This window comes from Bradyrhizobium sp. AUGA SZCCT0169 (genome assembly GCF_018130085.1).
Taxonomy (GTDB): Bacteria; Pseudomonadota; Alphaproteobacteria; order Rhizobiales; family Xanthobacteraceae; genus Bradyrhizobium.
The window spans coordinates 25,732-47,762 of record NZ_JAFCMC010000048.1; the positions used below are offsets into that span (position 1 = coordinate 25,732).

The 22,031-nt window shown below is 63.1% G+C and carries 21 protein-coding genes and 1 pseudogene; 14 read left to right on the forward strand and 8 right to left on the reverse strand.

Going from position 1 to position 22,031, the window contains the following annotated elements; translation table 11 throughout:
• Window positions 1-185: 185 nt before the first annotated feature.
• The 10 genes and pseudogenes from JQ609_RS32000 to JQ609_RS32045 all read left to right on the forward strand — a co-directional run bounded on the left by JQ609_RS32000 (window position 186) and on the right by JQ609_RS32045 (window position 10,186).
• On the forward strand, window positions 186-920 hold the full coding sequence (locus tag JQ609_RS32000; protein WP_212276641.1) for a FadR/GntR family transcriptional regulator: 735 nt from the start codon (window positions 186-188) through the stop codon (window positions 918-920).
• A gap of 64 nt (window positions 921-984) precedes the next feature.
• Window positions 985-1,977, forward strand: a complete 993-nt coding sequence (locus JQ609_RS32005; protein WP_212276642.1) for a sialic acid TRAP transporter substrate-binding protein SiaP — start codon at window positions 985-987, stop codon at window positions 1,975-1,977.
• Window positions 1,978-2,059: 82 nt separating this feature from the next.
• Window positions 2,060-2,635 carry a TRAP transporter small permease gene (locus JQ609_RS32010; protein WP_212209101.1) on the forward strand — a complete coding sequence of 192 codons (576 nt, stop codon included), beginning with the start codon at window positions 2,060-2,062 and terminating at the stop codon, window positions 2,633-2,635.
• 4 nt (window positions 2,636-2,639) lie between these two features.
• Entirely contained in the window at window positions 2,640-4,046 is a 1,407-nt protein-coding gene (locus JQ609_RS32015; RefSeq protein ID WP_212276643.1) for a TRAP transporter large permease, read from the forward strand.
• 13 nt (window positions 4,047-4,059) lie between these two features.
• Entirely contained in the window at window positions 4,060-5,100 is a 1,041-nt protein-coding gene (locus JQ609_RS32020) for an L-idonate 5-dehydrogenase (protein WP_212276644.1), read from the forward strand.
• Window positions 5,101-5,124: 24 nt separating this feature from the next.
• On the forward strand, window positions 5,125-6,318 hold the full coding sequence (gene uxuA / locus JQ609_RS32025) for a mannonate dehydratase (protein WP_212209104.1): 1,194 nt from the start codon (window positions 5,125-5,127) through the stop codon (window positions 6,316-6,318).
• Window positions 6,319-6,579: 261 nt separating this feature from the next.
• Window positions 6,580-7,482: a CHAD domain-containing protein gene (locus JQ609_RS32030; protein ID WP_212209105.1), complete on the forward strand. Its 903-nt coding sequence runs from the start codon at window positions 6,580-6,582 to the stop codon at window positions 7,480-7,482.
• 53 nt (window positions 7,483-7,535) lie between these two features.
• Window positions 7,536-8,783, forward strand: a pseudogene (locus JQ609_RS32035) (SulP family inorganic anion transporter); the annotation flags it as partial.
• A gap of 55 nt (window positions 8,784-8,838) precedes the next feature.
• On the forward strand, window positions 8,839-9,474 hold the full coding sequence (locus JQ609_RS32040; protein ID WP_212276645.1) for an FMN-binding negative transcriptional regulator: 636 nt from the start codon (window positions 8,839-8,841) through the stop codon (window positions 9,472-9,474).
• A 70-nt stretch (window positions 9,475-9,544) separates the two neighbouring features.
• Window positions 9,545-10,186, forward strand: a complete 642-nt coding sequence (locus JQ609_RS32045; protein ID WP_212209108.1) for a pyridoxamine 5'-phosphate oxidase family protein — start codon at window positions 9,545-9,547, stop codon at window positions 10,184-10,186.
• Window positions 10,187-10,195: 9 nt separating this feature from the next.
• On the opposite strand, the gene JQ609_RS32050 is transcribed toward JQ609_RS32045, so the two are convergent.
• The 4 genes from JQ609_RS32050 to JQ609_RS32065 all read right to left on the reverse strand — a co-directional run bounded on the left by JQ609_RS32050 (window position 10,196) and on the right by JQ609_RS32065 (window position 15,497).
• The gene (locus tag JQ609_RS32050) at window positions 10,196-12,445 is read right to left on the reverse strand and encodes a hypothetical protein (RefSeq protein WP_212276646.1); all 2,250 of its coding nucleotides are present in this window, start codon (window positions 12,443-12,445) and stop codon (window positions 10,196-10,198) included.
• A gap of 323 nt (window positions 12,446-12,768) precedes the next feature.
• Window positions 12,769-13,356 (reverse strand): DUF2889 domain-containing protein, encoded by a 588-nt coding sequence (locus tag JQ609_RS32055; protein ID WP_212276647.1) that lies wholly within the window; start codon window positions 13,354-13,356, stop codon window positions 12,769-12,771.
• A 10-nt stretch (window positions 13,357-13,366) separates the two neighbouring features.
• Window positions 13,367-14,344 carry an NADPH:quinone oxidoreductase family protein gene (locus tag JQ609_RS32060; RefSeq protein WP_212276648.1) on the reverse strand — a complete coding sequence of 326 codons (978 nt, stop codon included), beginning with the start codon at window positions 14,342-14,344 and terminating at the stop codon, window positions 13,367-13,369.
• Window positions 14,345-14,423: 79 nt separating this feature from the next.
• A complete protein-coding gene (locus tag JQ609_RS32065; protein ID WP_212276649.1) occupies window positions 14,424-15,497 on the reverse strand; it encodes an LLM class flavin-dependent oxidoreductase in 1,074 nt (357 codons plus the stop codon).
• A 196-nt stretch (window positions 15,498-15,693) separates the two neighbouring features.
• On the opposite strand from JQ609_RS32065, the gene JQ609_RS32070 reads away from it, so the two are divergent.
• The 4 genes from JQ609_RS32070 to JQ609_RS32085 all read left to right on the forward strand — a co-directional run bounded on the left by JQ609_RS32070 (window position 15,694) and on the right by JQ609_RS32085 (window position 18,463).
• On the forward strand, window positions 15,694-16,563 hold the full coding sequence (locus JQ609_RS32070) for an aldose 1-epimerase family protein (protein ID WP_409411216.1): 870 nt from the start codon (window positions 15,694-15,696) through the stop codon (window positions 16,561-16,563).
• A gap of 151 nt (window positions 16,564-16,714) precedes the next feature.
• Window positions 16,715-17,128: a DUF3830 family protein gene (locus JQ609_RS32075; protein WP_192734938.1), complete on the forward strand. Its 414-nt coding sequence runs from the start codon at window positions 16,715-16,717 to the stop codon at window positions 17,126-17,128.
• On the forward strand, window positions 17,129-18,061 hold the full coding sequence (gene puuE, locus JQ609_RS32080; RefSeq protein WP_212276651.1) for an allantoinase PuuE: 933 nt from the start codon (window positions 17,129-17,131) through the stop codon (window positions 18,059-18,061).
• 147 nt (window positions 18,062-18,208) lie between these two features.
• Complete coding sequence (locus JQ609_RS32085; protein ID WP_212276652.1) at window positions 18,209-18,463, forward strand: DUF3551 domain-containing protein; 255 nt, start codon at window positions 18,209-18,211, stop codon at window positions 18,461-18,463.
• Between the two features lie 16 nt (window positions 18,464-18,479).
• On the opposite strand, the gene JQ609_RS32090 is transcribed toward JQ609_RS32085, so the two are convergent.
• The 4 genes from JQ609_RS32090 to JQ609_RS32105 all read right to left on the reverse strand — a co-directional run bounded on the left by JQ609_RS32090 (window position 18,480) and on the right by JQ609_RS32105 (window position 22,031).
• Window positions 18,480-18,752: a hypothetical protein gene (locus JQ609_RS32090; protein ID WP_212276661.1), complete on the reverse strand. Its 273-nt coding sequence runs from the start codon at window positions 18,750-18,752 to the stop codon at window positions 18,480-18,482.
• A gap of 130 nt (window positions 18,753-18,882) precedes the next feature.
• The gene (locus tag JQ609_RS32095; protein WP_212276653.1) at window positions 18,883-20,415 is read right to left on the reverse strand and encodes an ABC transporter ATP-binding protein; all 1,533 of its coding nucleotides are present in this window, start codon (window positions 20,413-20,415) and stop codon (window positions 18,883-18,885) included.
• On the reverse strand, window positions 20,412-21,095 hold the full coding sequence (locus JQ609_RS32100) for a cysteine hydrolase family protein (RefSeq protein WP_212276654.1): 684 nt from the start codon (window positions 21,093-21,095) through the stop codon (window positions 20,412-20,414). Before JQ609_RS32100 ends, JQ609_RS32095 begins: the two co-directional genes overlap by 4 nt.
• 9 nt (window positions 21,096-21,104) lie before the next feature.
• Window positions 21,105-22,031 (reverse strand): ABC transporter permease, encoded by a 927-nt coding sequence (locus tag JQ609_RS32105; RefSeq protein ID WP_212209119.1) that lies wholly within the window; start codon window positions 22,029-22,031, stop codon window positions 21,105-21,107.

The following is a 22,031-nucleotide window of genomic DNA, read 5'->3' on the forward strand; positions in this document are numbered from 1 at the left end:
TCGGCCTCCTTTGGGTTGGAATGGCGGAATTTTCGCCATTCGCCTTGACATGGCGTACCCGTAAGGTCAATGTTTGGTCAATTGGTAAGGCCAATTTACCGATTGGCGGTTGGCTCAAGGCCAGCCGATTGGCCAAAGCCAGCCAGAAAAAGAACCGATCCGCGGGATCATTCGGGGGAAGCAGCGTGCCGTTAGAGGCAGTGGAAGCGCGACGCCTATACCGCCAGGTTGCCGATCAGCTGCGCGCCTTGATCGACAGCGGCGAATACGCCGTCGGCTCCAGGCTCCCCACCGAACGCGATATCGCCGAGCAATTGAAGGTCTCCCGTCCCACCGTGCGCGAAGCACTGATCGCGCTCGAAGTCGAAGGACGTGTTCGCATTCGTGTCGGCTCCGGAATCTATGTCAGCGACCCGGCCGCGCTGGCCGCGCCTTTGCCGGCCTCCGCAATGATCGAAGGGCCGTTCGAATTGCTGCGCGCCCGCGAATTCATCGAAGGCGCCATCGCCGAGCAAGCGGCGAGGGTGGCGAAGCCGGAAGATATCGCGCGCATCGACGCCTCGCTGCTGGCGATGGCAAACACCCAGCATCCCGGCGACGCCTCGATGATCCACGACCGCGCGTTCCATGTTGCGGTGGCGGGATGTCTGGATAACGCCGTGCTGGTTCGCGTCGTCGGCGAACTCTTTGACCAGCGGCTCAATCCCTATTTCGCCAAGCTCGCGCATTATTTCGAGAACCCGGAGTCCTGGGGCGCCGCGCTCGCCGAGCATCAGGCGATCCGCGACGCCATCGCCGCCCGCGATCCCGACGCTGCCCGCACCGCCATGCGCGAGCATCTGGCGCGTTCGCAGGAACGCTTTGCACAAAACTTTGGAGCCGAAGCCGCATCGCCTCACGCACAGGCAAGGAGCGGCTGATCACGCATTCGAACGGTTCGGCCAAAAAGGCTGAAACGGTTGAGTAACAAAAGCAAATGTAACAATGGAGGAGATTTCCGTGCTGAAGAAATTGACGATTGTATTGGCGGCTTCCGCTGCCGCGCTTGTTGCCGCCACCAGCGCCGGCATGGCGCAGACCAAACTCAAATGGGCCCACGTCTATGAGACGTCAGAGCCGTTCCACACTGCGTCGGTGTGGGCCGCGCAGGAGATCGGCAAGCGCACCAACGGCCGCTATGCGATCGACGTCTATCCGGCCTCGCAGCTCGGCAAGGAAGCCGATATCAACCAGGGCCTTTCGCTGGGCTCGGTCGACATCATCATTTCCGGCTCGAGCTTCGCGGCCAAGAGTTTCCCGCCGATCGGCGTGACCTATTATCCCTATACTTTCCGCGATGCCGATCATCTCCTGGCCTACACCAAGAGCGATGTCTTCAAGGATCTCACCAAGGGCTATGAAGACAAGACCGGCCACCGCATCGTGGCGGTGACCTATTACGGCGTGCGTCACACCTCGTCGAACCGCCCGATCAAGGCCTGCGCGGACATGAAGGGCCTCAAGATCCGCGTGCCCGACGTGCCGGCCTATCTGGCGATGCCGCGCGCCTGCGGCGCCAACACCGCGCCGATCGCTTTCGCCGAAGTCTATCTGGCGCTGCAGAACGGCACCGTCGAAGCCCAGGAAAATCCGCTCACCACCATCGAGGCGAAGAAGTTCTACGAGGTGCAGAAGCACATCGTGCTGACCGGTCACATCGTCGACCACCTCAACACGATCATTTCCGGCGGGCTCTGGAAGAAGCTCAGCGAAGAGGATCGCAAGATCTTCACCGAAGTGACCCAGGAAGCCGCTGCCAAGGCCACCGGCGAGATCAAGGTCAACGAAGCCAAGCTGGTCGATTTCTTCAAGCAGAAGGGTCTCACCGTCACCGAGGTCGACAAGGCCGCGTTCCGTGACACCGTGATCAAGACCACGAGCTTTGAAAGCTTCGACTACCGCAAGGCCGACTGGGAGCGCATCCAGGCGGTGAAGTAAGCCGACGCCTTTTGCCCCTGCCTGCCGCGTCCTTCGGCGGGCAGGGGCAAGCTATCTCGAGCGCATTTGGAAAGAGACGCCGATGTCGGCTGAAGTGCACAAGCAGATCACGGCGGAAGAGATCGCCCATACGTTCGAGGACGAGGCGCCGAAGGGCGCCGACCTCAGTCCGTATGCGTTCGAGGACTGGCTGGCGCTCGTGATCTTCTGGATCATGGCGCTGTGCGTTTTCCTGCAGTTCTTCACCCGTTACGTCCTCAACGACAGCTACGCCTGGACCGAGGAGATCGCGACCTATTGCCTGATCGGCGTGGTGTTTATCGGCTCATCGATGTGCGTGCGGCTGTCGCGGCACATCCAGGTCGACCTGGTGTTCCGTTATCTGCCGCATGCGGTGGGGCGCGCGCTCTCGACCGTGATCGATCTGATCCGGATCGCCTTCTTCGGCTATGCGATCAAGCTGGTCTGGGTCTACATCCAGATCATCGGCGAAGAGCGGATGACGACGATCAAGATTGAAAAAGGTTTTGTCTATTACGGCGTCCTGCTCGGCTTCGTGCTGATGTTCGGCCGTTCGATCCAGATCGCGATCGAAAACTGGCGGCGCGGCTATTCGATACTGGAGCGCCCCGGCGCCTTCGACGGAACGGAAGGGTAGGGCGATGCTGCTGCTGCTTGGGGCATTTCTGCTGTTGATGCTGGTCGGCCTTCCCGTTGCGCTCGCGATGGCGGTGTCGTCGCTGTTGTATATTCTCGTCACCGGCATCACGCCCGACGTGACGCTGGCGCAGCGTATGATCGCGGGCGTCGAGAGTTTTCCGCTGCTCGCGGTTCCCTTCTTCATCCTCGCCGGCAATCTGATGAACATCGCCGGCGTCACCGGGCGCATCTACAGCTTTGCGGTAGCATTGGTGGGCTGGATGCGCGGCGGCCTCGGCCACGTCAACATCGTCGGCTCGGTGATCTTTTCCGGCATGTCCGGCACCGCGATCGCGGACGCCGCAGGCCTCGGCACCATCGAAATCAAGGCGATGAAGGACCACGGCTATTCGACCGAGTTTTCGGTCGGCGTGACCGCGGCGTCCGCGACGCTTGGCCCGATCATCCCGCCGTCGCTGCCGTTCGTGATCTACGGCATGATGGCGAACGTCTCGATCGGCGCGCTGTTCCTCGGCGGCCTCATTCCGGGCGTCGTCATGACCTTGATGATGATGGCGACCGTGGCCTATTTCGCCCACAAGAACGGCTGGGGCAGCGATACGCCGTTCTCCTGGCGGCAGATCGGCTCGGCCGGGCTCGAGATCGTGGTCGTGCTGTGCTTTCCGCTCGCGGTCTGGCTGCTGGTGCTCGCCGGGCTCTCGGTCAACATGGCTGTTGGCATCGGGCTCGTGGCGCTGCTGGCGCTCGACTGGTATTTCGATTTCTCCGCCGTGATGGCGCTGATGGCGCCGGTCATCCTGATCGGCGGCATGACGCTGGGCTGGTTCACGCCGACGGAGGCTGCGGTCGCCGCCGTGATCTGGTCGCTGTTCCTGGGGCTGGTGCGCTATCGCTCGATGACGTTGCAGACGGTGGCGAAGGCGACGTTCGACACCATCGAGACCACGGCATCGGTGCTGTTCATCGTGACGGCGGCCTCGATCTTCGCCTGGCTCTTGACGGTGTCGCAGGCGGCGCAGATCCTCACCGACGCGATACTCGGGATCACCCAGAACAAATGGGTGTTCCTGCTGCTGGCGAACATCCTGATCCTGTTTGTCGGCTGCTTCATCGACACCATCGCGGCGATCACCATCCTGGTGCCGATCCTGCTGCCGATCGTCCTGAAGCTGGGCATCGACCCGATCCATTTTGGGCTGATCATGACGCTCAACCTGATGATCGGCCTGTTGCACCCCCCGCTTGGCATGGTGCTGTTCGTGCTCGCCCGCGTCGCAAAGCTCTCGGTCGAGCGCACGACGATGGCGATCCTCCCCTGGCTGGTGCCGCTGCTGCTGGCGCTCGTCGCCATCACCTACATCCCGGAGCTGACGCTCTGGCTGCCGAAATATATGGGACTTGCTAAGTGATAGGACTTGCAAAATGACATCGAAGGCTTTGGCTGCAACACTGTTCGGCCCCGAGGATCTGCGCATGGTCGAGCGGCCGCTCGATCCATTGGCGTCAGGCATGGTGCGGATTCGTTTCGGCGCCGGCGGCATTTGCGGCTCCGACATGCATTACTACCGCCATGCCCGCACCGGCGATTTCGTCGTCACCTCGCCATTGGTACTCGGCCATGAGATCGCGGGCGAGGTCGTCGAGATCTCGGGCAGCGCGCCCGGCCTGAAGATCGGCGATCGCGTCGCCGTCAATCCATCGCGCTGGTGCGGCCACTGCACACCGTGCCGCGAGGGCCGGCTGAACCTGTGCGAGAACATCTTCTTCATGGGCTCGGCTTCCAAGACGCCGCACATGCAGGGCGGGTTTTCCAGCCTGTTCGACGCCGTTCCCGCGCAGTGCGTCAAAATTCCGGACCATGTGACGTACCAGGCGGCGGCGCTGGCCGAGCCGCTCGCGGTCTGCCTGCACGCGGTCGCCCGCGCCGGTGATGTCAGTGGAAAACGCGCGGTGCTATTCGGCTCGGGCCCCATTGGCCTGTTGACGATGCTGGCCGCGCGCCGGGCTGGCATTGCCGAAGTGACCGTCGTCGATATCGCCGCCGCGCCGTTGGCGTTTGCCACGCGGCTCGGCGCCAACCATGTCATCGACATCTCCAAAGGCGATGAAGCCCTGAAGGCGGTGGCGCCGTACGATGTGGCGTTTGAAGTTTCCGGCACGGCGGCCGGCCTTGCCAGCGCGATCGGCGCGGTCAGGCGCGGCGGCGTCGTCGTCCAGATCGGCAATCTGCCGGGCGGGCAAATTCCAACGCCGGCGAACGCTGTCATGGCCAAGGAGATCGATCTGCGCGGCTCGTTCCGCTTCGGGCCGGAATTCATGACCGCGGTCGAACTGATTTCCGACGGCAGCGTCGATGTGCTGTCGCTGGTGACCGCCGAGCGTCCGCTCTCGGTCGCACCCGATGCGGTTCGTCTCGCGCTGGACCGCTCGCAAAGCGTCAAGGTCGTGCTGACGGCGCAGTGACCGGAAGATATTCAGGAGATTTTCATGATGCTGCAGGGATGGCGGTGGTACGGGCCTGATGATCCGGTGTCGCTCGACGATATCCGCCAGGCCGGCGCCACCGATGTGGTCACCGCGCTGCATCAGGTGCCGATCGGCGAAGCCTGGACGCGATCAGGCGTCCAGGAACGCAAGCACATCATCGAGAAAAGCCAGCCCGGCCGTTCGCAGCTGACCTGGTCGGTGGTGGAATCGATTCCGATCCCCGACGACGTCAAGCGCCTCGGCGGCAAGGCGACACGCTCGATCGAGGCCTGGATCGCCAGCCTGGAGGCGGTGGCATCGGCCGGCATCAAGATCATCTGCTACAATTTCATGCCTGTCGTGGACTGGTGCCGCACCGATCTGGAATGGGAGCTGCCGAACGGCGCCAAGGCGATGCGCTTCGACCAGGAGCGGTTCGCGGCGTTCGATCTGCACATTTTGCAGCGCCCGGAAGCGGCGGCGGAATATTCGGAAGCCGCCCGCGCCCGTGCCAAGCAGCTTCACGCCGGGATGACGCAGGCCGATATCGACGTCCTCGTCACCAACATCGCCAGCGCCTTGCCGGGGTCGACCACCGATCCCCTGACCATTCCGCAGTTCCGCGACCGCCTGCAGCAATATAGTGGCATCAATTCCGCCGTCCTGCGCCAGCATCTGATCGAGTTTCTCGCGCGCGTCACGCCCGTTGCCGAGCAGCTCGGCGTGACGCTGACGCTGCATCCCGACGATCCGCCGCGGCCGCTGTTCGGCCTGCCGCGCATCGCCTCGTCGGCGGAAGACTACCAGGTGCTGTTCGACGCGGTGCCGTCCAAGGCGAACGGCATCTGCTTCTGCACCGGCTCGCTCGGCGTACGTGCGCAGAACGATCTGCCGGCGATCGCAAAGCAATTCGCGCCGCGGATCGGCTTTGCGCATCTGCGCGCGACCAAGCGCGAAGCCGACGGCCTGTCGTTCTTCGAATCCGATCATCTCGACGGCGACGTCGATATGATCGCGGTTCTCAAGGCGCTGCTGACCGAAAACCGCAAACGTTCGGCAGGTGAAAAAATCATATTCCGGCCGGACCACGGCCATCGCATGCTCGACGATCTCGCCGAGACCAAGCGCACCAATCCCGGCTACACCGCGATCGGCCGGCTGCGTGGGCTGGCGGAACTGCGCGGCGCCATCCGCGCCATCGAGCACGCCGGCTGATCGCCCGGAATCATCGCGCGATCAAGCGGTTCCCGCCTGACCGATCTCAACTCCTGATTGGCCTGACACAAACCCTCTATCCCGGCTCGACGGTTGCGGCGATCGTTCTCCGCAAGCCGTGGCCTGCTTTTGGCCGGCGTACGGGCTGGCGCCGTGCGACGGGTCAGGCCATGTTAGGCGGGATGGACCGGAGCGCGTGACGGGGATGGAAGCTTTGCGGTGCGGTAGCCTGTATGCTCGGCCCGCCATCGGGCGTGGCAGATGAAGGGCGCTGGCAAAACCAAAATCGGCCTGCGCAAGGCCGCTGCGGCGACGCAGTTCGATTGCGCGACGGCGTTCCAGAAAATCGCACAGGACTGTGTCGGCAAGGTCAGGCTGCATCACAGCAGCGCCTGCGCAGGCGATGCCGAAGCCGTGCATCAGATTCGTGTCGCCATTACCCAGCTGCGGTCCGCCGTGTTCTTCTTTGCTTCGATTGTGGTCGATGCGGAATGGCGGCGCCTGAAGAAGGAGCTTGCATGGCTGAACGGCTCGCTCGGCGCCGCGCGCGACAGCGACGTGGTCGTGGAATATGCACGCCGCAAACGGTACCGGGACTGGGCGCAACGCATGATCGGCGAGGATCTCGAGGCGCATCAGACGCGCGATCATCGCCGGATGGTTCACTGCCTGCGTTCGGCGCGATTTCATGACCTGATCGAGGCGATGTCCAGCTGGATCGGGAGTGGGTCATGGCTGCCGCGTTGGGAGCGGATGCTGCGCCGCAAGTCCGCAAGGCCGCTGAAGGCCTATTGCAAGCGCGAGCTCAATCGCTGGCGCCGGCAACTGATCCGAAAAGGCCGGCGGCTCAAAGCCCTCGGCGCATCGGCTCGTCACCGGCTGCGGATCAGGGCGAAGCGCTTTCGCTACATGCTGGAGGCGCTGACGGGCATAGTCCCGGTGTTCGGCCATGGCGAATTCCGTCACGTCCACAAGCCGGCGAAACAGCTGCAACGCACGCTCGGCGATCTTCGCGATCTCAAGCGCTTCGCCAGGCCCGGACTGTCGGCTGAAGGCGATAATCCAGGCCAACGCCGGCCACCGGGCTATCGCCGGCAACGGCAAAAGTTGCGAAGCGCCGCGATATCGGCCTATCGCGGTCTCAAGGAAGCAGGGGCATGCTGACGCACGCTTGATCGTCGGCTATGATGCCTTAAGTCCCAATCGGTTTACCCGCGATGCCCGACGGCTCCGCCTCCGCTCATCTTTATCGTCCGAAACTCGCTACCGTGCTGGCCGAGGGATACCATCTTGGCCACTTCCGCCGGGATATGCTGGCGGCGCTGACGGTTGCGATCGTGGCGCTGCCGCTGTCGATGGCGATCGCCGTCGCCTCGGGGGTTTCGCCCGAGCGGGGATTATATGCCGCCGTCATCGGCGGCTTTTTAGTCTCGGCGCTGGGGGGCAGCCGCTTTCAGATTGGCGGCCCGGCCGGCGCGTTCATCGTGCTGGTCGCGGCCACCGTCAGCAAATTCGGCCTGGAAGGCCTGTTGCTGACCGTCTTCCTCTCCGGGTTCATGCTGACCCTGATCGGCCTGCTGCGGCTTGGCGTGCTCATTCGCTACATTCCGCACGCCGTGACCGTCGGCTTCACCTGCGGCATCGCGGTGACGATCTTTGCCAGCCAGCTGCGCGATCTCGGCGGCCTGAAATTAGCCGGTGTAGAACCCGGACCGTTGCTGCCCAAGCTTGCGGCACTGGGTCAGGCGCTGCCGACCATCAGCCCGGCCGCACTTGCGGTCGGCATCGGCTCGATCGCCTTGATTTTCCTGCTGCGGCTGATAGCGCCGAACTGGCCGGGCATGCTGATCGCGGTGACGCTGGCCTCGGTGGCGGCATGGCTGTTCGGCTTGCCGGTCGAGACCATCGGCAGCCGCTTTGGCCAACTGCCGGACGGATTGCCGGGACCCCGGTTGCCATCGATCTCGTATGCGTCCGTGGTCGAGGTGTTGCCGGCCGCGCTCTCCTTCACGCTGCTCGGCGCGGTCGAGAGCCTGCTCTCGGCCAAGGTCGCCGATGGCATGACGGGGCGCAAGCACCGCTACAATATGGAAGTCGTGGCACAGGGTGTCGCCAACGTCGCCTCCGCACTGTTCGGCGGCATCAGCGTCACCGGGACGATCGCGCGCACGGCCACCAATATTCGCGCCGGTGCGGTCAGCCCGGTGTCCGGCATGATGCATGCGCTGTTCGTGCTTGTGTTCATGGTGGTCGCGGCGCCGCTGGCCAGCTTCATCCCGCTGTCGGCGCTGGCGGGCGTGCTTGTCGTGGTGTGCTGGAACATGGCGGAGAAGGAAGAATTCCTTGATCTGCTGCACGACTGGCGCGGCGCCGGCGTGCTGCTCGCCACTTTCGGACTCACGCTGATCGAGGATCTTACGGTCGGCATCATCGCCGGCTGTGCGCTGGCGGCGGCGTTCGCCATTTTCGACCGCGCCAGGCGGCAAGACCCCTCCTCCTGAGTAAAGCAAGGAAGCTGCCGTGCACATCCTTCGTCCAATGTTTGCCTGGGACCGCGACGGCGCGCTGGAGTTTGCCGCCTCGCGTGGATTTGGTGCGATGGTTGCGAGCGGCGGCGCCGGCCCGATCAGTTCGCATGTGCCGTTCAGGATCGACCGGACGGGCGATGCCGTCACGGTGCAGTTTCACCTCACCGCACGAAACAAGCTGGCCGAACTCGCCGATGGAAAGACCCCGTTCCTTCTGATTGTCTGGGGCCCGGACGCCTATGTTTCCAACGACTGGTATGCGACGCCGGATCACGTCTCGACCTGGCTCTATGAGGCCGTGCATCTTTCCGGTCCGGTGCGTCGGCTTTCGATGGAAAGCAATCGCAGCCATGGCGACGTGCTACTGTCGACCTTCGAGGAGCGGTTGACACCGAAGCAGCCATGGTCGCTGTCGAGCATGGAGGCGACCAAGCGCGAGTCGATGCTGCAATCGATCGTCGTGCTCGAAATGGACGTGAAGCAGGTGGAAGGGCAGCGCAAGCTGAACCAGCACAAGTCAGATGAGGATTACGCCTCGATCACGCGGCATCTTTCGCAGTCGGAGGACGCCGACGCCCGCGAACTTGCGGCCAAGCTGAAGGCGCTTCGTCCCCATCTCGAATATTAGCCGTCCGGCCACGGCTGGCGGCTGCGCTGGATCGGCGTTAATGTCTCCCGAGAAAAAAGGGAGCAGGCCGATGTGGCAGCGGGCGTTCTATCACGAGGGCATGAGCGAACTGCAGGACCGGTTCGACGGGCGGCGTGTGGCCGAGGCGATCGAGCGGCACCGCAAGCATTACGAATTCTGGGACGACGAGAAGGCGCTGATCGAGAGTTCGCCGTTCTTCTTCATCGGCACTTCCTTTGCGGATTATGTCGACTGCAGCATCAAGTCGGGAGATCCCGGCTTCGTGAAAGTCGTTGGCCCGAACATCATCGAATACCCGGAGTATGACGGCAATTCGATGTACCGCACGCTCGGCAACCTGTCGAAGAATCCGAATGTCGGGCTGTTGTTCGTGCGCTTCGACGGCAAGAGCCGGCGCATGCGCATCAACGGCCGCGCCGAGATCCTCGATGACGCGGCGGCGATCGGCCGGCATTACGGCGCGCAGCTCGTGGTGCGGATCGAGTGCGAAATCTATCCGAACTGCCCGCGCTATGTGCCTGACCTCGCCGGCGCCAGTCCGTCGCCCGGCAATACGTCGCCCTATGTTCCCCGCGAAGGCGAGGGGCCACCGCCGCCGCCGGAATGGAAGGGCCGCGATTACATCCGCGACATCCTGCCCGCCGGCGATCCGCATGCGGAGGTCGTCAAGACGGGTCCGCGTGAGAGCTGAACGTTTGCGCTAAGGCCGCGGCCGGTCGGCGGCCGACACCGTCACGTCAGGGCCAGGCTTGATGGGCCCGCTGATATACTTGTGGGAGTCGAGCGGATCGCACGTGACCGTGCGTGTCTTGTCGATTTCCTCGCCGACTGTTTTCGTCATCGGCGCGAAGCTGCCGTCTTCTGTCTTCAGGATGATCGGTTCCCCCTGCAGGCAGAAATCGGGGAATGCAATGCCGTGTCCGTCCTGACCTGCGAATTTTCCGACCAGTAGTTGGGATGCCTGCATTCTGGCGGCCGCCGATGCCCGCATCGGGCGTTTCGGATCGAACGGGCGATAGCAGGGGTAATCAGGAAGCGATTGGAACTTGTACTTTACCGTGCAGGCCGCCCCGCTGGTCTTCACGAATGGCGCGTCGGAGGGGCCGTCCGCAGCGCGCTCGAATACCAGCGTTTCCAGACTCAATGATTCGGCATTGGGACTGGCAGATTCGCCCGCAATTTCTGCTCGCGAAAAAACAAGTTTGGTTTTTGGGAGCCTCTCGCGCGTTTCGAGCACTAGGACAGGTCGCGAGGCCCAGGACCGGTGCAGGTTTACGTCACTTCCATTCATCATGAGCTTCACATCGCCGACGGCAGGGCTTTCTTTCTCAAAATCAATCATGCGGACACCGACCCCTTCCATCGAAGACTCCAGACTGAGGAAGCGGAGATCGTCTCGTTTACGCGTGATCGGCATCATCGGATCAAAACGGTCGTCGATGTCAAACTTCACCGTCTTCCTGATTCTTGATCCCGAAGCCTTTTTTTCCTGGGAGTGCGCGGTGACATCGATTACCAGCATGGTTCCTTTAGACGAGTATTTGACGCCCAGTGCATTCTGGAGAAGCCTGACCGGCAGCAATGCCGGTGATGGTGCAATATCACGCGCGAACAGGATTTGCTGCCCTGGACGGATGACTGCAAAGTTCTGAAAGGCGCCGAGGCCGGCGCCGCCGGAAACTTCCGGTCCGGAGAGGAGAATGCAATCGGCCTGGTCGTCGTTCTTTACCGTTTCTCGCTCGACCTTCCTGGACGCGGACCGCAGGCAGAAGCTCAGGCTGCGATCATCTTCCCGCTTCGCGCTGATTGCGGCTGCAAAAATGCCATTTGCACTTGGTATCTCCATTGGAAGTGGTGAGCTCGCATACATATCGACCTCAACCATGGTAAGTTGGGAACCCGCCTCCTCGGAGCAGAGGTCACGCTTTGGCAATGTGTGGGTCAACAACTTCGCGGCATCCGCCAGGACCAGGCAGGAGATGGTGTCTCCCGGATTGTTCCGCGTCACCCAGATGAGATGATTCTTGCCCGCACCATCGACCAGCAGATGCGGTGCGGCGTGATGACGTCGCGGCGGCAGCCAAACCGGATTGGTGTTGGATAGGATTTGATCTTCGCGCTTGAGCAAGGCGTCGGGAAGCCGCTCGATCCCGACCGATCGGAGTTCCGCGCTGACGTCGCTGCGTCGTTCGGTGGTTTGAAAGACCGGTACGTCCTTGCAGGTGACGCAGGTCACCGTAAGGTTTGATCGCTTGTTCTCGAATGTCAGAATGACTTGATCGGGCTCGTCGTGGTACTTCTCCCGATCGATGGATTTAAAGGGATGATCGACCACCCGGCTGACCAGGAATCCGCTGGACCGCCAGGGATCCGAATCGAATTCGAAGTAGGTCGACCGGTCCCAGGCGCGATAGGCGTCGGCGCCGCCAATGCTCACGCCCGCCAGAACCATTTTTGAATCGGTCTCGCAGCGTGCCGCCTGATCCGCATCGTCGCCGTTCCGGATATAGAGGCAGAGCCGGAAAGCCGCATTCTGCATGATGCGATCGCAGTCGTTCTGGTTATAGCCGTAGGTAGCCAGGCCATGGCGATAGCAAAGATCGTGAAACACGCACGCCTGCCGGAACCGTTGCAACACGAGATGGCGTCTGCCTTTATCGTCTGCGCGATGGTCGAAGAAAATGTTGGTCAGGGCAGGGAGGCTGCAGTTCAATCCTTCGCCGCTGCCGCCGATGGTGCTGACGACGTCAGGGCCGGATTGGAAGGAAGCAACGGTGGGTGGCATCTCGCTGTCGGAAACGTCATCGACGTTCTTGTAGATGGAGTTGACCATCGTCTGGTGAAGGAAAATCATGTCAACGAGGACGACCAGCACCGGAAGCAGAAGTGCCGCAACGCAGGCGAGCAATAATCCAACTCCAAAACGCTTCGACACAAAACGCTTCGACATGAGATCCCCCGCGCGCAAGGAGCGAGAAACGGCCGGACAGGCGTTTGGCTTCAAGCGCGATGTCCGTTCAGAACGCCGTTCGCGACTTCGCAAAATAAGAGACGTATATCGGTGGAGAGATGACAACCATAGGTTAGTGGATTGTCAAGCGCGTGGCTTCACAAGGTATCGCAGCCCGGCGGTTGCAATTTCGTGATCAGGGCCCGCGCTGGATCGTTGCGCCCTAGAGCTTTGGTTCTGATTGAATCAGAACCAAAGCTCTAGATTCTTGTCTTGACGCGTTTTCTTCACGCGAACCGGTATCCACTGCGCTTGAAAACGCTCTAATCCCGCGCGGCCGGCTTGGTCGCAAATTGAGGAAACTTGTCGGCGACGATGGGGCCGTCGGTGCGCCAGGAATAGCAGCCGCCGATGAAGAACGGCCGCTTGCCGGAGTTCTGCTGGGTTTCCAGCGAGCCGCGCCCTTCCGGAGCGTCGCCGTGCGACATGGTCTGAAACAGCGTGGTCACCGCCGGGCCCAATAGCTCCGACAGATGGGTGCAGCCCTCGAGCCGGCCGATCTTGCGGCGGACCACCTCGCGCCAGCCCTTGCCGATGCTCTCGCCGACCAGCCGCTGCAGGATCGGCTCGACGTCGATGCAGGTGGGATAGGGTGTCGCCTGCATGGTGGCTTCGGCCTCGTGGATTTTCATGGTGTCGTCGATCGCCAGCCGCAGGCGGATATCGTGCACGGGATCGCCGGGCTTCAGTTCCTCGCGATAGCGGTCGGCGGCTTGCGTGAACGGCTTTGTGTCGACCAGCCGCGCCTCGACTTCCCAGAGCCCGTCGTCCCTGATGTAGCCGTTGCATTCGACCGTTCGCGTATGCATCAGGCGACGCCCGGTTCCGTCGGCGGCCTTGTGTTGGGGCATGTTGCTGTCCTCAGGCGAATTTGACGATCATTTTGCCGAGCGCGGATCGCGACTGCATGGTCTTGAACGCTACGCGAAAATTCTCGAACGGCACGACCTTGCCGACCACGGGACTCAACTGGCCCGAGGCGAGCCAGTCGAACAACTGTGCGATCAGGCGGGTATGCGTTTCCGGCTCGCGCTTCTGGATCTGCGCGAGGTCGACGCCGAGCAGGGCGCCGCCCTTGAGCAGCGGAAGGTTGAAGGCCAGCGCCGGAATGGTGCCGGAGGCGAACCCGACCACGAGGTGCCGCCCGCGCCAGGCGATCGAGCGAAACGCCTGCAGCGCCACCTCGCCTCCAACCGGGTCGAAAATAACATCCGGGCCGTTGCCGCCGGTCAGCGTCTTCAGGGTCTCGCGCCAGTCCGCCTTGGTGTAGTCGATGGTTTCATCGGCGCCGTAACCTTTGGCGAATTGGCGTTTCTCCGGTGTCGAGGCCGCGGCGATGACCTTCGCGCCCATCAGCTTGCCGAGTTGTACCGCCGCGATGCCGACGCCGCCCGCGGCGCCCAGCACCAGCAGCGTTTCGCCCTTGCGCAGTTCGGCGCGCGCATCCAGCGCGTAAAGTCCGGTCAGGTAATTCGCCTGAAAAGACGCTCCGGCCTCGAAGGCAATTTTTGGCGGCAAATGCTTCAGCGCCGCTGACGGCACGCAGATGTATTCGGCGAGCGCGCCGGATCTGACCATGCCGACCACGGGCATGCCCGGCTTGAACGCGGCGACGTCGCCTGCGGCACCATCGACCACACCGGCGAATTCCGTGCCCGGCACGAACGGCAGCGGGTCCTTGGTCTGATACAGCCCTTGCACCTTCAAGCCGTCGACGAAGCCGATGGCGGCCGCGCCGATCCTGACGCGGACACCGCCGGGCGGGATATCCGGCATCGCCATCTCCTTGATGGAGATGCCGTCAATCGAATCGTAATTCTCGACCACCACGGCTTTCATGCAATTGGTCCCAAGGTCTTTCCTGGCGCCGTGCTGTGACCCGGCCTGTTGATGTGTTTGCAGATTCTGGGGGCCAACGCTACTCGGCCGCCTCGGCCTGCCGGTCGATCGCTTCTGAACCGGCCTTGATCAATGGAATGAGGTCGCGGCCGATCGCCATCGTGTCGTGCGGATTTTCGAATCCGCGCAGCAGGAACGAATGGATGCCGAGCCGGTAATATTCCAGCACCGCAGCCGCGATCTGTTCCGGCGTTCCCACCAGGCAGGACGTATTGCCGGGCGCACCGGTGGCGCGCGCGATCCCCATCCATAACCGTTCGTCATGAACGTCGGCCCGTGCGGCGTAGCCCAGCAAGCGTTCGGCGGAATGATTGGTTGCTTGCGGCGCTTCGCCGGTCTTGCGCTCGACGTCCGCCAGCAGCGCGTGCGCCTTGTCCCAGGCTGCGCCCTCGGTGTCCGCCATGATCGGACGCAACGACATGTTGAAGCCGACCCGGCGCCCGAACGCGGCCGCGCGACGGCGGAAATCGTCGACGCGGGCACGGGTCTCGGCGAGCGGCTCGCCGAAGATCGCGAACACGTCGCAATGCGCAGCGCCCATTTCCAGCGCGCCTTCCGAGGAGCCGCCGAAGAACAGACGGGGATAGGGCTGCTGAAACGGTTTGATATCGCTGTACGCGCCCTCGATGCGATAGAATTCGCCCTTGTGGTCGAACGGGCCGTCGCTGGTCCAGATCCGCCGCATGATATCGAGATATTCGCCGGCGCGGCGGTAGCGGTCGTTCTTGGGAAGGAAATCGCCTTCGCTGGCCTGGTCCTGGTCGCTGGTGCCGGCGATCACGTGCAGCGACATCCGTCCCTGCGTCAGCTGGTCGAAGGTCGCGATCTGCCGTGCCGCCAGCGCCGGTGCCACCGAACCCGGGCGATGCGCGATCAGGAATTTTATTCGCTCGGTATGATCGGCCGCATAAAGCGCGATCGCAAAACCTTCGGCGGCCGAGGCGTAATATCCGACCAGCACGGAATCATAGTTCCACTGCTCATGCAGGCGGGTAAAATCGATCACCCATTGGCGCGATATCTGGCCCTTGATCAGGTGAACTGCGACGCCCTCCTGCTGGGTGCCGATCATACCGATGATTTTCGCTGGCATGGCTGTTTCCCCGGGGTATTTGTCCTTTGCCTGAATGAAACGCGCAACAACAGGGGAAATCAAGCGCTTCGCGGGCCGGAAGCTGTGTCAGCCTTGCAACCATGCCATCAGGAAATGACGCCGCCAGGGCATCGCCGTTGCTGGGGGCAATGCCATGACTTATGAGAGGGAACAGGGGCACTTCGCGTGGTGAAGTATCAGCATGGACAAGCATACGCTTCGCAGCGGCGCGATTGAGGCGACCATCAAGGCCGATGGCGCCGAACTGTGCTCGCTCCGAAATGAAGGGATCGAGCTGCTTTGGCAGGCGGGGCCGGCATGGCCGCGCCACTCGCCGTTGCTGTTTCCGATCGTCGGCCGCCTCAAGAACGATCAACTGCAGCATCGGGGCAAAACCTATCCGATGACCCAGCATGGTTTTGCGCGGGATGTCAGGTTCGAGTGGGTGGAACAGGGGGCCTCGTCGTGCAGGCTGGTGCTTGTCGATAGCGAGGCGACGCGCGCCCGCTATCCCTTTGCGTTCCGGCTCGAGGTTACCTACAGCGTTGAAAATGCCGGCCTGAAAGTGGCGTTCGACATCATCAATACCGGCGATGAGACCTTGCCGGCTTCGATCGGCGCCCATCCGGCGTTCAACTGGCCGTTGCTGCCCGGATTGGAAAAGGAAGCCTACGCGCTCACCTTCTCGGACGAAGAGCCGGCGCCGATCCGCAGGCTGGCAGATGGCCTGATGCGCGCCGAGGCGGAGCCGTCGCCGGTTCGCGGCAACAGCCTCCCCCTCTCGGAGCGGCTGTTCGAAGACGATGCGGTTATCATCGATCGGCTCGCGAGCGGTTCGGTTCGCTATGCAGCCGATCGTGGGCCTTCGATCGAGATGTCCTGGGAAGGATTTTCCGAACTCGGCGTCTGGTCGAAACCATCAGGCGCGGCGTTTCTCTGCATCGAGCCCTGGCATGGATTCGCCAGCCCGTCGGAGTTCGACGGCGAATTCACTGGCAAGCCCGGATTGATGCAGATTGCGCCGGGCGAGAAGCGGAGCCTGTGCTACCGGATACGCGCGGGTTGAGGTTGCGAGCGCCAACCGACGGCATTTTCGGCTGATTTTATCGGCAGCCGCCCCACAAACCGCATTTTCTGGCTTGAATGGTCCTTGCTTCCGCTTTTCCCGGCTGCAATGGATACGGCTGAACCCTGTCCGCACCCAAGAGAAGAGATCGATGAGCCAACTAATTGTCCGCGCCGGCGACTTCACCTTTGAGGCCCGTTTTGAAGAGCAACTGGCGCCCAAGACGGTTGCCGCCTTTCGCAAGGCGATGCCGTTCGAGAGCCAGGCGATCCATGTCCGCTGGAGCGGCGAGGGGGTCTGGATGCCGCTCGGCGATCTTGATTTCGGCGTCTCCTACGAGAACCACACCAGCTATCCCGCGCCGGGCCAGATCATCCTCTATCCCGGCGGCATCAGCGAGACCGAAATCCTGCTCGCCTATGGCGGCGTGCATTTCGCCAGCAAGATGGGCCAGCTCGCCGGCAACCACTTCATCACCCTGACCTCGGGGCTGGAGAACCTCACCGCGTTCGGCAAGACCGTGCTGTGGAAGGGTGCACAGAAGATCCGCTTCGAGGAAATCTAGGTGACGGGCTACCCCCGCGACCTCCGCGGCTATGGCCGCAATCCGCCCGATCCGCGCTGGCCGGGCAATGCGCGGATCGCCGTGCAGTTCGTGGTGAATTTCGAAGAGGGCGGCGAGAACAACATCCTGCACGGCGACCGCGCCTCCGAGGCGTTCCTGTCGGATGTGCTGGGCGCGCAGCCCTGGCCCGGCAAACGCCACGCCAACATCGAATCGATGTTCGAATATGGCTCGCGCGCCGGCTTCTGGCGGCTGTGGCGGATGTTCACCGAGCGCAAGATGCCGGCCACCGTGTTCGGCGTCGCGACTGCGCTGAAGCGCAATCCCGACGTGGTCGCTGCCATGAAGGAGGCCGGCTGGGACATCGCCAGCCACAGCCTGAAATGGATCGAACACAAGGACATGTCGGAGGCGGAGGAGCGGGCGGAGATCGCCGAGGCGATCCGTGTTCATACCGAGGCGACCGGCGAGCGTCCGCTCGGCTGGTACACCGGGCGTTCCTCAATCAATACGCTGCGGCTTCTGATGGAGGCTGGCGGCCTGCTCTACCTCAGCGATTCCTATGCCGATGACCTGCCATACTGGATCAAGGCAGGCGGATTGCAGCCGCATCTGGTGATCCCCTACACCCTCGACGCCAACGACATGCGCTTTGTGAACCCGCAAGGCTTTGGCGGCGGCGATGAGTTCTTCACCTACCTGAAGGACAGTTTCGACGTGCTCTATGCCGAGGGCGCGACCTCGCCGAAGATGATGTCGGTCGGCCTGCATTGCCGTGTCGTCGGCCGCCCCGGCCGCGCCGCATCGCTGATGCGCTTTCTCGATTACGTCATGAAGCATGACGCCGTCTGGGTACCGACGCGGTTGCAGATCGCGCAGCATTTTCACGCCAATCTCGGTCATCTCGCCGAAAGCGCAGCTGATATCGGATAGGCCAGCGGTCCTGGCCGCGACCGGCAGTCGCATATGGGATATGCCGTCTTCAATCGCGTCGCGCGCGAATGTGAATTGACTGCCGGCGGTATGGCTTGTCTGGTTCGACGGGTTGATGCTGTGACGTCAATCCCGAAGGAGGTCCCGATGCGCACTCCGGCTTTGATGATATTGACGGCGGTCACCGTTTTGACGTCTGCTCCGGCTTCGGCCCAGACCTATGGCGGCAATTATCCGGTCTGCATCCAGAACTACCGCTGGGGAGGAAGCGACATCGATTGCCGCTTTACCTCGATGGGGCAGTGCGCCGCGTCGGCATCGGGCCGCGCCGCCCAGTGCCTCGTCAATCCATATTATGCGAATGCGCAAATGCCCCGTGGGTCGTCGCGTCGCGCGTATTGATTGATCGCGCCGCTGTTTACTGCAACGGACGGCGCCGATTGCTTTGGGGGCTGGCTGAAGGCACGGCGCCTCCCAGTCCGGCGTTGGCTCTGTTTATCGCATAGAGCGCGGCGGCAGCGTCGCCGGGCTGCTCCCGCGCCAGTCTGCCTGCAGGCGTGAGCACGCCGCCATTCAGCACATCCCGGTCCGGATTCTGTGCCGCATAAGCCGCCGGCTCCTGCGCAAGCGCGGACGTGGCAAGTATGGCCGAGACCAGCGCGCCCGCGACGAGCGCCTTGAGCCGTGTCATGATCGTTCTCCTGCGGAGTGCTGCCTTCGCGGCGCTCTTTTCCGGACTTTTCCGGGTAAGGCCCATCTAGGCATTGCCGCGGGGAATGCGTGGTCCAGCAGATCACACTTCCGCGAATGCGGTCGGGCGGTTAATGCCCAGCCATATGCCGCCCGATCTCGGTGAGATCGGCCTCGCTGGCGCGGGCTTCATGGACGAACTGGCCGTGGAACATCACCACCAGACGATCCGACAGTTCCAAGAGTTCGTCGAGGTCCTCGCTGACCAATAGCACCGCGGCGCCGCGGTTACGCGCCGCCATGATCTCGGCATGGATCTGGGCGACCGCGGCGAAATCGAGCCCGAAGCAGGGATTGGCGGCGATCAGCACCTCGACCTCGCCGCCGAGTTCGCGCGCCAGCACCGCGCGCTGCACGTTGCCGCCCGACAGCGCCGCGATCGGCGTATCCGGCGAGCGGGTCTTGATCTTGTACAGCCCGATCTTGCGCTCGGCATCCTTGCGGAACGCGGAGCGATTGAGCCACCAGCCTTTGCTGGCGAACGGCGCGCGGTCGAATTCGCGGAACGCGATATTGTCGGCAACGCTCATGCCGCCGACGCAGGCGTTCTTCAAGGGCTCTTCCGGGAGCAGTGACATCTTGTGCCGGCGCATCTCCTCGCGGCTCGCCGAATAGAGATCGCCGCGAACGCGAACCTCGCCGCTCTCGGCCTCGCGCTGGCCGGCAAGCACTTCCACGAGTTGCCGCTGGCCGTTACCGGAGACGCCGGCGATGCCGACGATCTCGCCGCCGCGCACGGTGAGCGAGACATTTTCGACCGCGACCGCGCCGGCATCGTCGATCGCGCAAAGCTTGCTCAGCTCCAGCCGCGCCTCGCCCAATTGTCCGACGCGCGGCGGCTGCACCGTCAGTTCTTCGGCGCCGATCATCATCCGCGCCATGCTGTCCGGCGTCAGATCGGCGACCTTGCCGTTGCCGGCGAGCTTGCCGCGGCGCAGGATCGTCACCTCGTCGGCGAACGCCATCACCTCGCGGAATTTATGCGTGATCATCAGGATGGTCAGGCCGCCATTCACGACCATGTCGCGCAGCATGCCCAGCACCTCGTCGGCCTCGCCCGGCGTCAGCACCGAGGTCGGCTCGTCGAGGATCAGAAAACGCCGCTTCAGATAAAGCTGCTTCAGGATTTCGCACTTTTGGCGTTCGCCGGCGGATATGTCCGATACCCTGGCGTTGAGCGGCACCTTGAACGGCATCCGCGCCAGGAACGCTTCCAGCTCCTGTTTTTCCCTGGCCCAGTTGACAACAGCAGGAACGTCATCGCGCGCCAGCACCAGATTTTCCGCAACCGTCATCGCCGGCACGAGCGTAAAATGCTGGTAGACCATGCCGAGGCCGAGCGCATGCGCATCCTTCGGGTTGGCGATCGCCTGTTCGCGGCCGCCGACCATGATGTCGCCTTCGGTCGCGTGATAGTAACCCATGATGCATTTCACGAGCGTGCTCTTTCCTGCGCCGTTCTCGCCGAGCAGCGCGTGGAACGAGCCCGGCCGCACCTTGAGTGCGACATTGTCGAGCGCAAGAAAGTCGCCGAACTTCATCGTCACCGCGACCGCGTCGACGCCGAGCGGGCCTTCGGGCAGCGGTGTCTCACCGATGATCATGAGACGGCCTTGATGAACGCGCCTGAGGTCGCGACCGCGCCGAACACGCCGCCCTGCATCTTGATCATCTTCAGCGCGTGGTCGTGATTGCTCTTGTCGGTGGCGGCGCAGCAATCCTCGATCAGCACGCATTCAAAACCGCGGTCGTTGGCTTCGCGCATTGTGGTGTGGACGCAGACGTCGGTGGTGATGCCTGTGAGAACGAGGTTCTGGATTCCGCGCAGCCGCAGCATCAGTTCGAGGTCGGTGGCGCAGAACGAACCCTTGCCGGGCTTGTCGATGATGGGCTCGCCGGGCAGCGGCGCGAGGTCGGGAATGATCTCCCAGCCGGCCTCGCCGCGCACCAGCACGCGGCCGCACGGGCCGGGATCGCCGATCCCCGCGCCGATCTGCCGCGAGCGCCACTGCTTGTTGGCGGGCAGGTCGGTGAGGTCAGGGCGATGGCCTTCACGGGTGTGGATGATGTGAAAACCCTGCGCGCGCATTACCGAAAGCAGCTTCTTGATCGGCTCGATCGGCGCGCGGGTCAGCGACAAGTCATAGCCCATCTTGTCGACATAGCCGCCGACGCCGCAGAAATCGGTCTGCATGTCGATGATGACAAGTGCGGTGTTTTGCGGGCGCAGGTCGCCATTGTAGGGCCAGGCATAGGGTTCGGATGAGATATAGCGCTCGGGCATGGCACGTCCTTATCGGGTGATGGACAGTTCGGCCGGCGCGCCGGTCAGCGTGCGCTTCGGCGAACAGGTGATGATCATGATCGCGAGCGTCAGGATGTAGGGCGCTGCGTTGAACAGGTGGTAGCCCGAGGTGACGCCGACCGATTGCAGCGCCGGTCCGAGCGCCGCGGCGCCGCCGAACGCGAGCGACGCCCACAGGCACAGCATCGGGTCCCAGCGCGCGAAGATCACCAGCGCCACGGCCGTGATGCCCTGGCCGGAGGACAGGCCCTCGTTCCAGCTGCCGGGATAGAACAGCGATAAAAACGAGCCGCCGATCCCGGACAGGAAGCCGCCGACCATCGTGGCGCGCAGCCGGATCGCCAGCACGGAATAGCCCATGGCGCGGGCGGCGTCCGAACTCTCGCCGGCGGTGCGGATGAGCAAGCCCCAGCGCGTGGTCTTGAACGCCCAGTATAATATCGGCGCCAGCGCAAGGCCGATCAGGAACAGCACGTTGATCCGTAAGGCGGCGCGCACCTGCGGCACGTCGCTCCACCAGCCGAAATCGATCGCCGGTAATCGTGCCGCGGTCGGTTCGATCAACGGCTTGCCGAGATAAAATGCAAGACCGGTCCCGAACAGCATCAGCGCGATGCCGACCGCGATGTCGTTGACCCGCGGCAGCGAGCAGATGCCGGCATGCAGCGCGCCCAGCATCGCGCCGGCGATGCCGGCGGCGAGCACGCCGAGCCAAGGCGAGCCTGAGAGATAGGAAATGCCGTAAGCGCTCATCGCGCCCATCACCAGCGTGCCTTCGAGACCGAGGTTGATACGGCCGGAACGCTCGGTGATGCATTCGCCGAGACTGACGAACAGAAACGGCGTCGAGACGCGGATGGCGCCTCCGAACACGGCGAGCGGAACGGTCCAGAGTCCGAGCGATCCGTCCGACAT

Bases quoted from the DNA above. Each gene is read 5' to 3' on its own strand.
- JQ609_RS32005 (WP_212276642.1), top strand. From the start codon at position 985: ATGGAGGAGATTTCCGTGCTGAAGAAATTGACGATTGTATTGGCGGCT.
- JQ609_RS32010 (WP_212209101.1), top strand. From the start codon at position 2,060: ATGTCGGCTGAAGTGCACAAGCAGATCACGGCGGAAGAGATCGCCCAT.
- JQ609_RS32015 (WP_212276643.1), top strand. From the start codon at position 2,640: ATGCTGCTGCTGCTTGGGGCATTTCTGCTGTTGATGCTGGTCGGCCTT.
- JQ609_RS32020 (WP_212276644.1), top strand. From the start codon at position 4,060: ATGACATCGAAGGCTTTGGCTGCAACACTGTTCGGCCCCGAGGATCTG.
- uxuA (WP_212209104.1), top strand. From the start codon at position 5,125: ATGATGCTGCAGGGATGGCGGTGGTACGGGCCTGATGATCCGGTGTCG.
- JQ609_RS32030 (WP_212209105.1), top strand. From the start codon at position 6,580: ATGAAGGGCGCTGGCAAAACCAAAATCGGCCTGCGCAAGGCCGCTGCG.
- JQ609_RS32045 (WP_212209108.1), top strand. From the start codon at position 9,545: ATGTGGCAGCGGGCGTTCTATCACGAGGGCATGAGCGAACTGCAGGAC.
- JQ609_RS32050 (WP_212276646.1), bottom strand. From the start codon at position 12,445: ATGTCGAAGCGTTTTGTGTCGAAGCGTTTTGGAGTTGGATTATTGCTC.
- JQ609_RS32055 (WP_212276647.1), bottom strand. From the start codon at position 13,356: ATGCCCCAACACAAGGCCGCCGACGGAACCGGGCGTCGCCTGATGCAT.
- JQ609_RS32060 (WP_212276648.1), bottom strand. From the start codon at position 14,344: ATGAAAGCCGTGGTGGTCGAGAATTACGATTCGATTGACGGCATCTCC.
- JQ609_RS32065 (WP_212276649.1), bottom strand. From the start codon at position 15,497: ATGCCAGCGAAAATCATCGGTATGATCGGCACCCAGCAGGAGGGCGTC.
- JQ609_RS32075 (WP_192734938.1), top strand. From the start codon at position 16,715: ATGAGCCAACTAATTGTCCGCGCCGGCGACTTCACCTTTGAGGCCCGT.
- JQ609_RS32085 (WP_212276652.1), top strand. From the start codon at position 18,209: ATGCGCACTCCGGCTTTGATGATATTGACGGCGGTCACCGTTTTGACG.
- JQ609_RS32090 (WP_212276661.1), bottom strand. From the start codon at position 18,752: ATGACACGGCTCAAGGCGCTCGTCGCGGGCGCGCTGGTCTCGGCCATA.
- JQ609_RS32095 (WP_212276653.1), bottom strand. From the start codon at position 20,415: ATGATCATCGGTGAGACACCGCTGCCCGAAGGCCCGCTCGGCGTCGAC.
- JQ609_RS32100 (WP_212276654.1), bottom strand. From the start codon at position 21,095: ATGCCCGAGCGCTATATCTCATCCGAACCCTATGCCTGGCCCTACAAT.
- JQ609_RS32105 (WP_212209119.1), bottom strand. From the start codon at position 22,031: ATGTCGGACGGATCGCTCGGACTCTGGACCGTTCCGCTCGCCGTGTTC.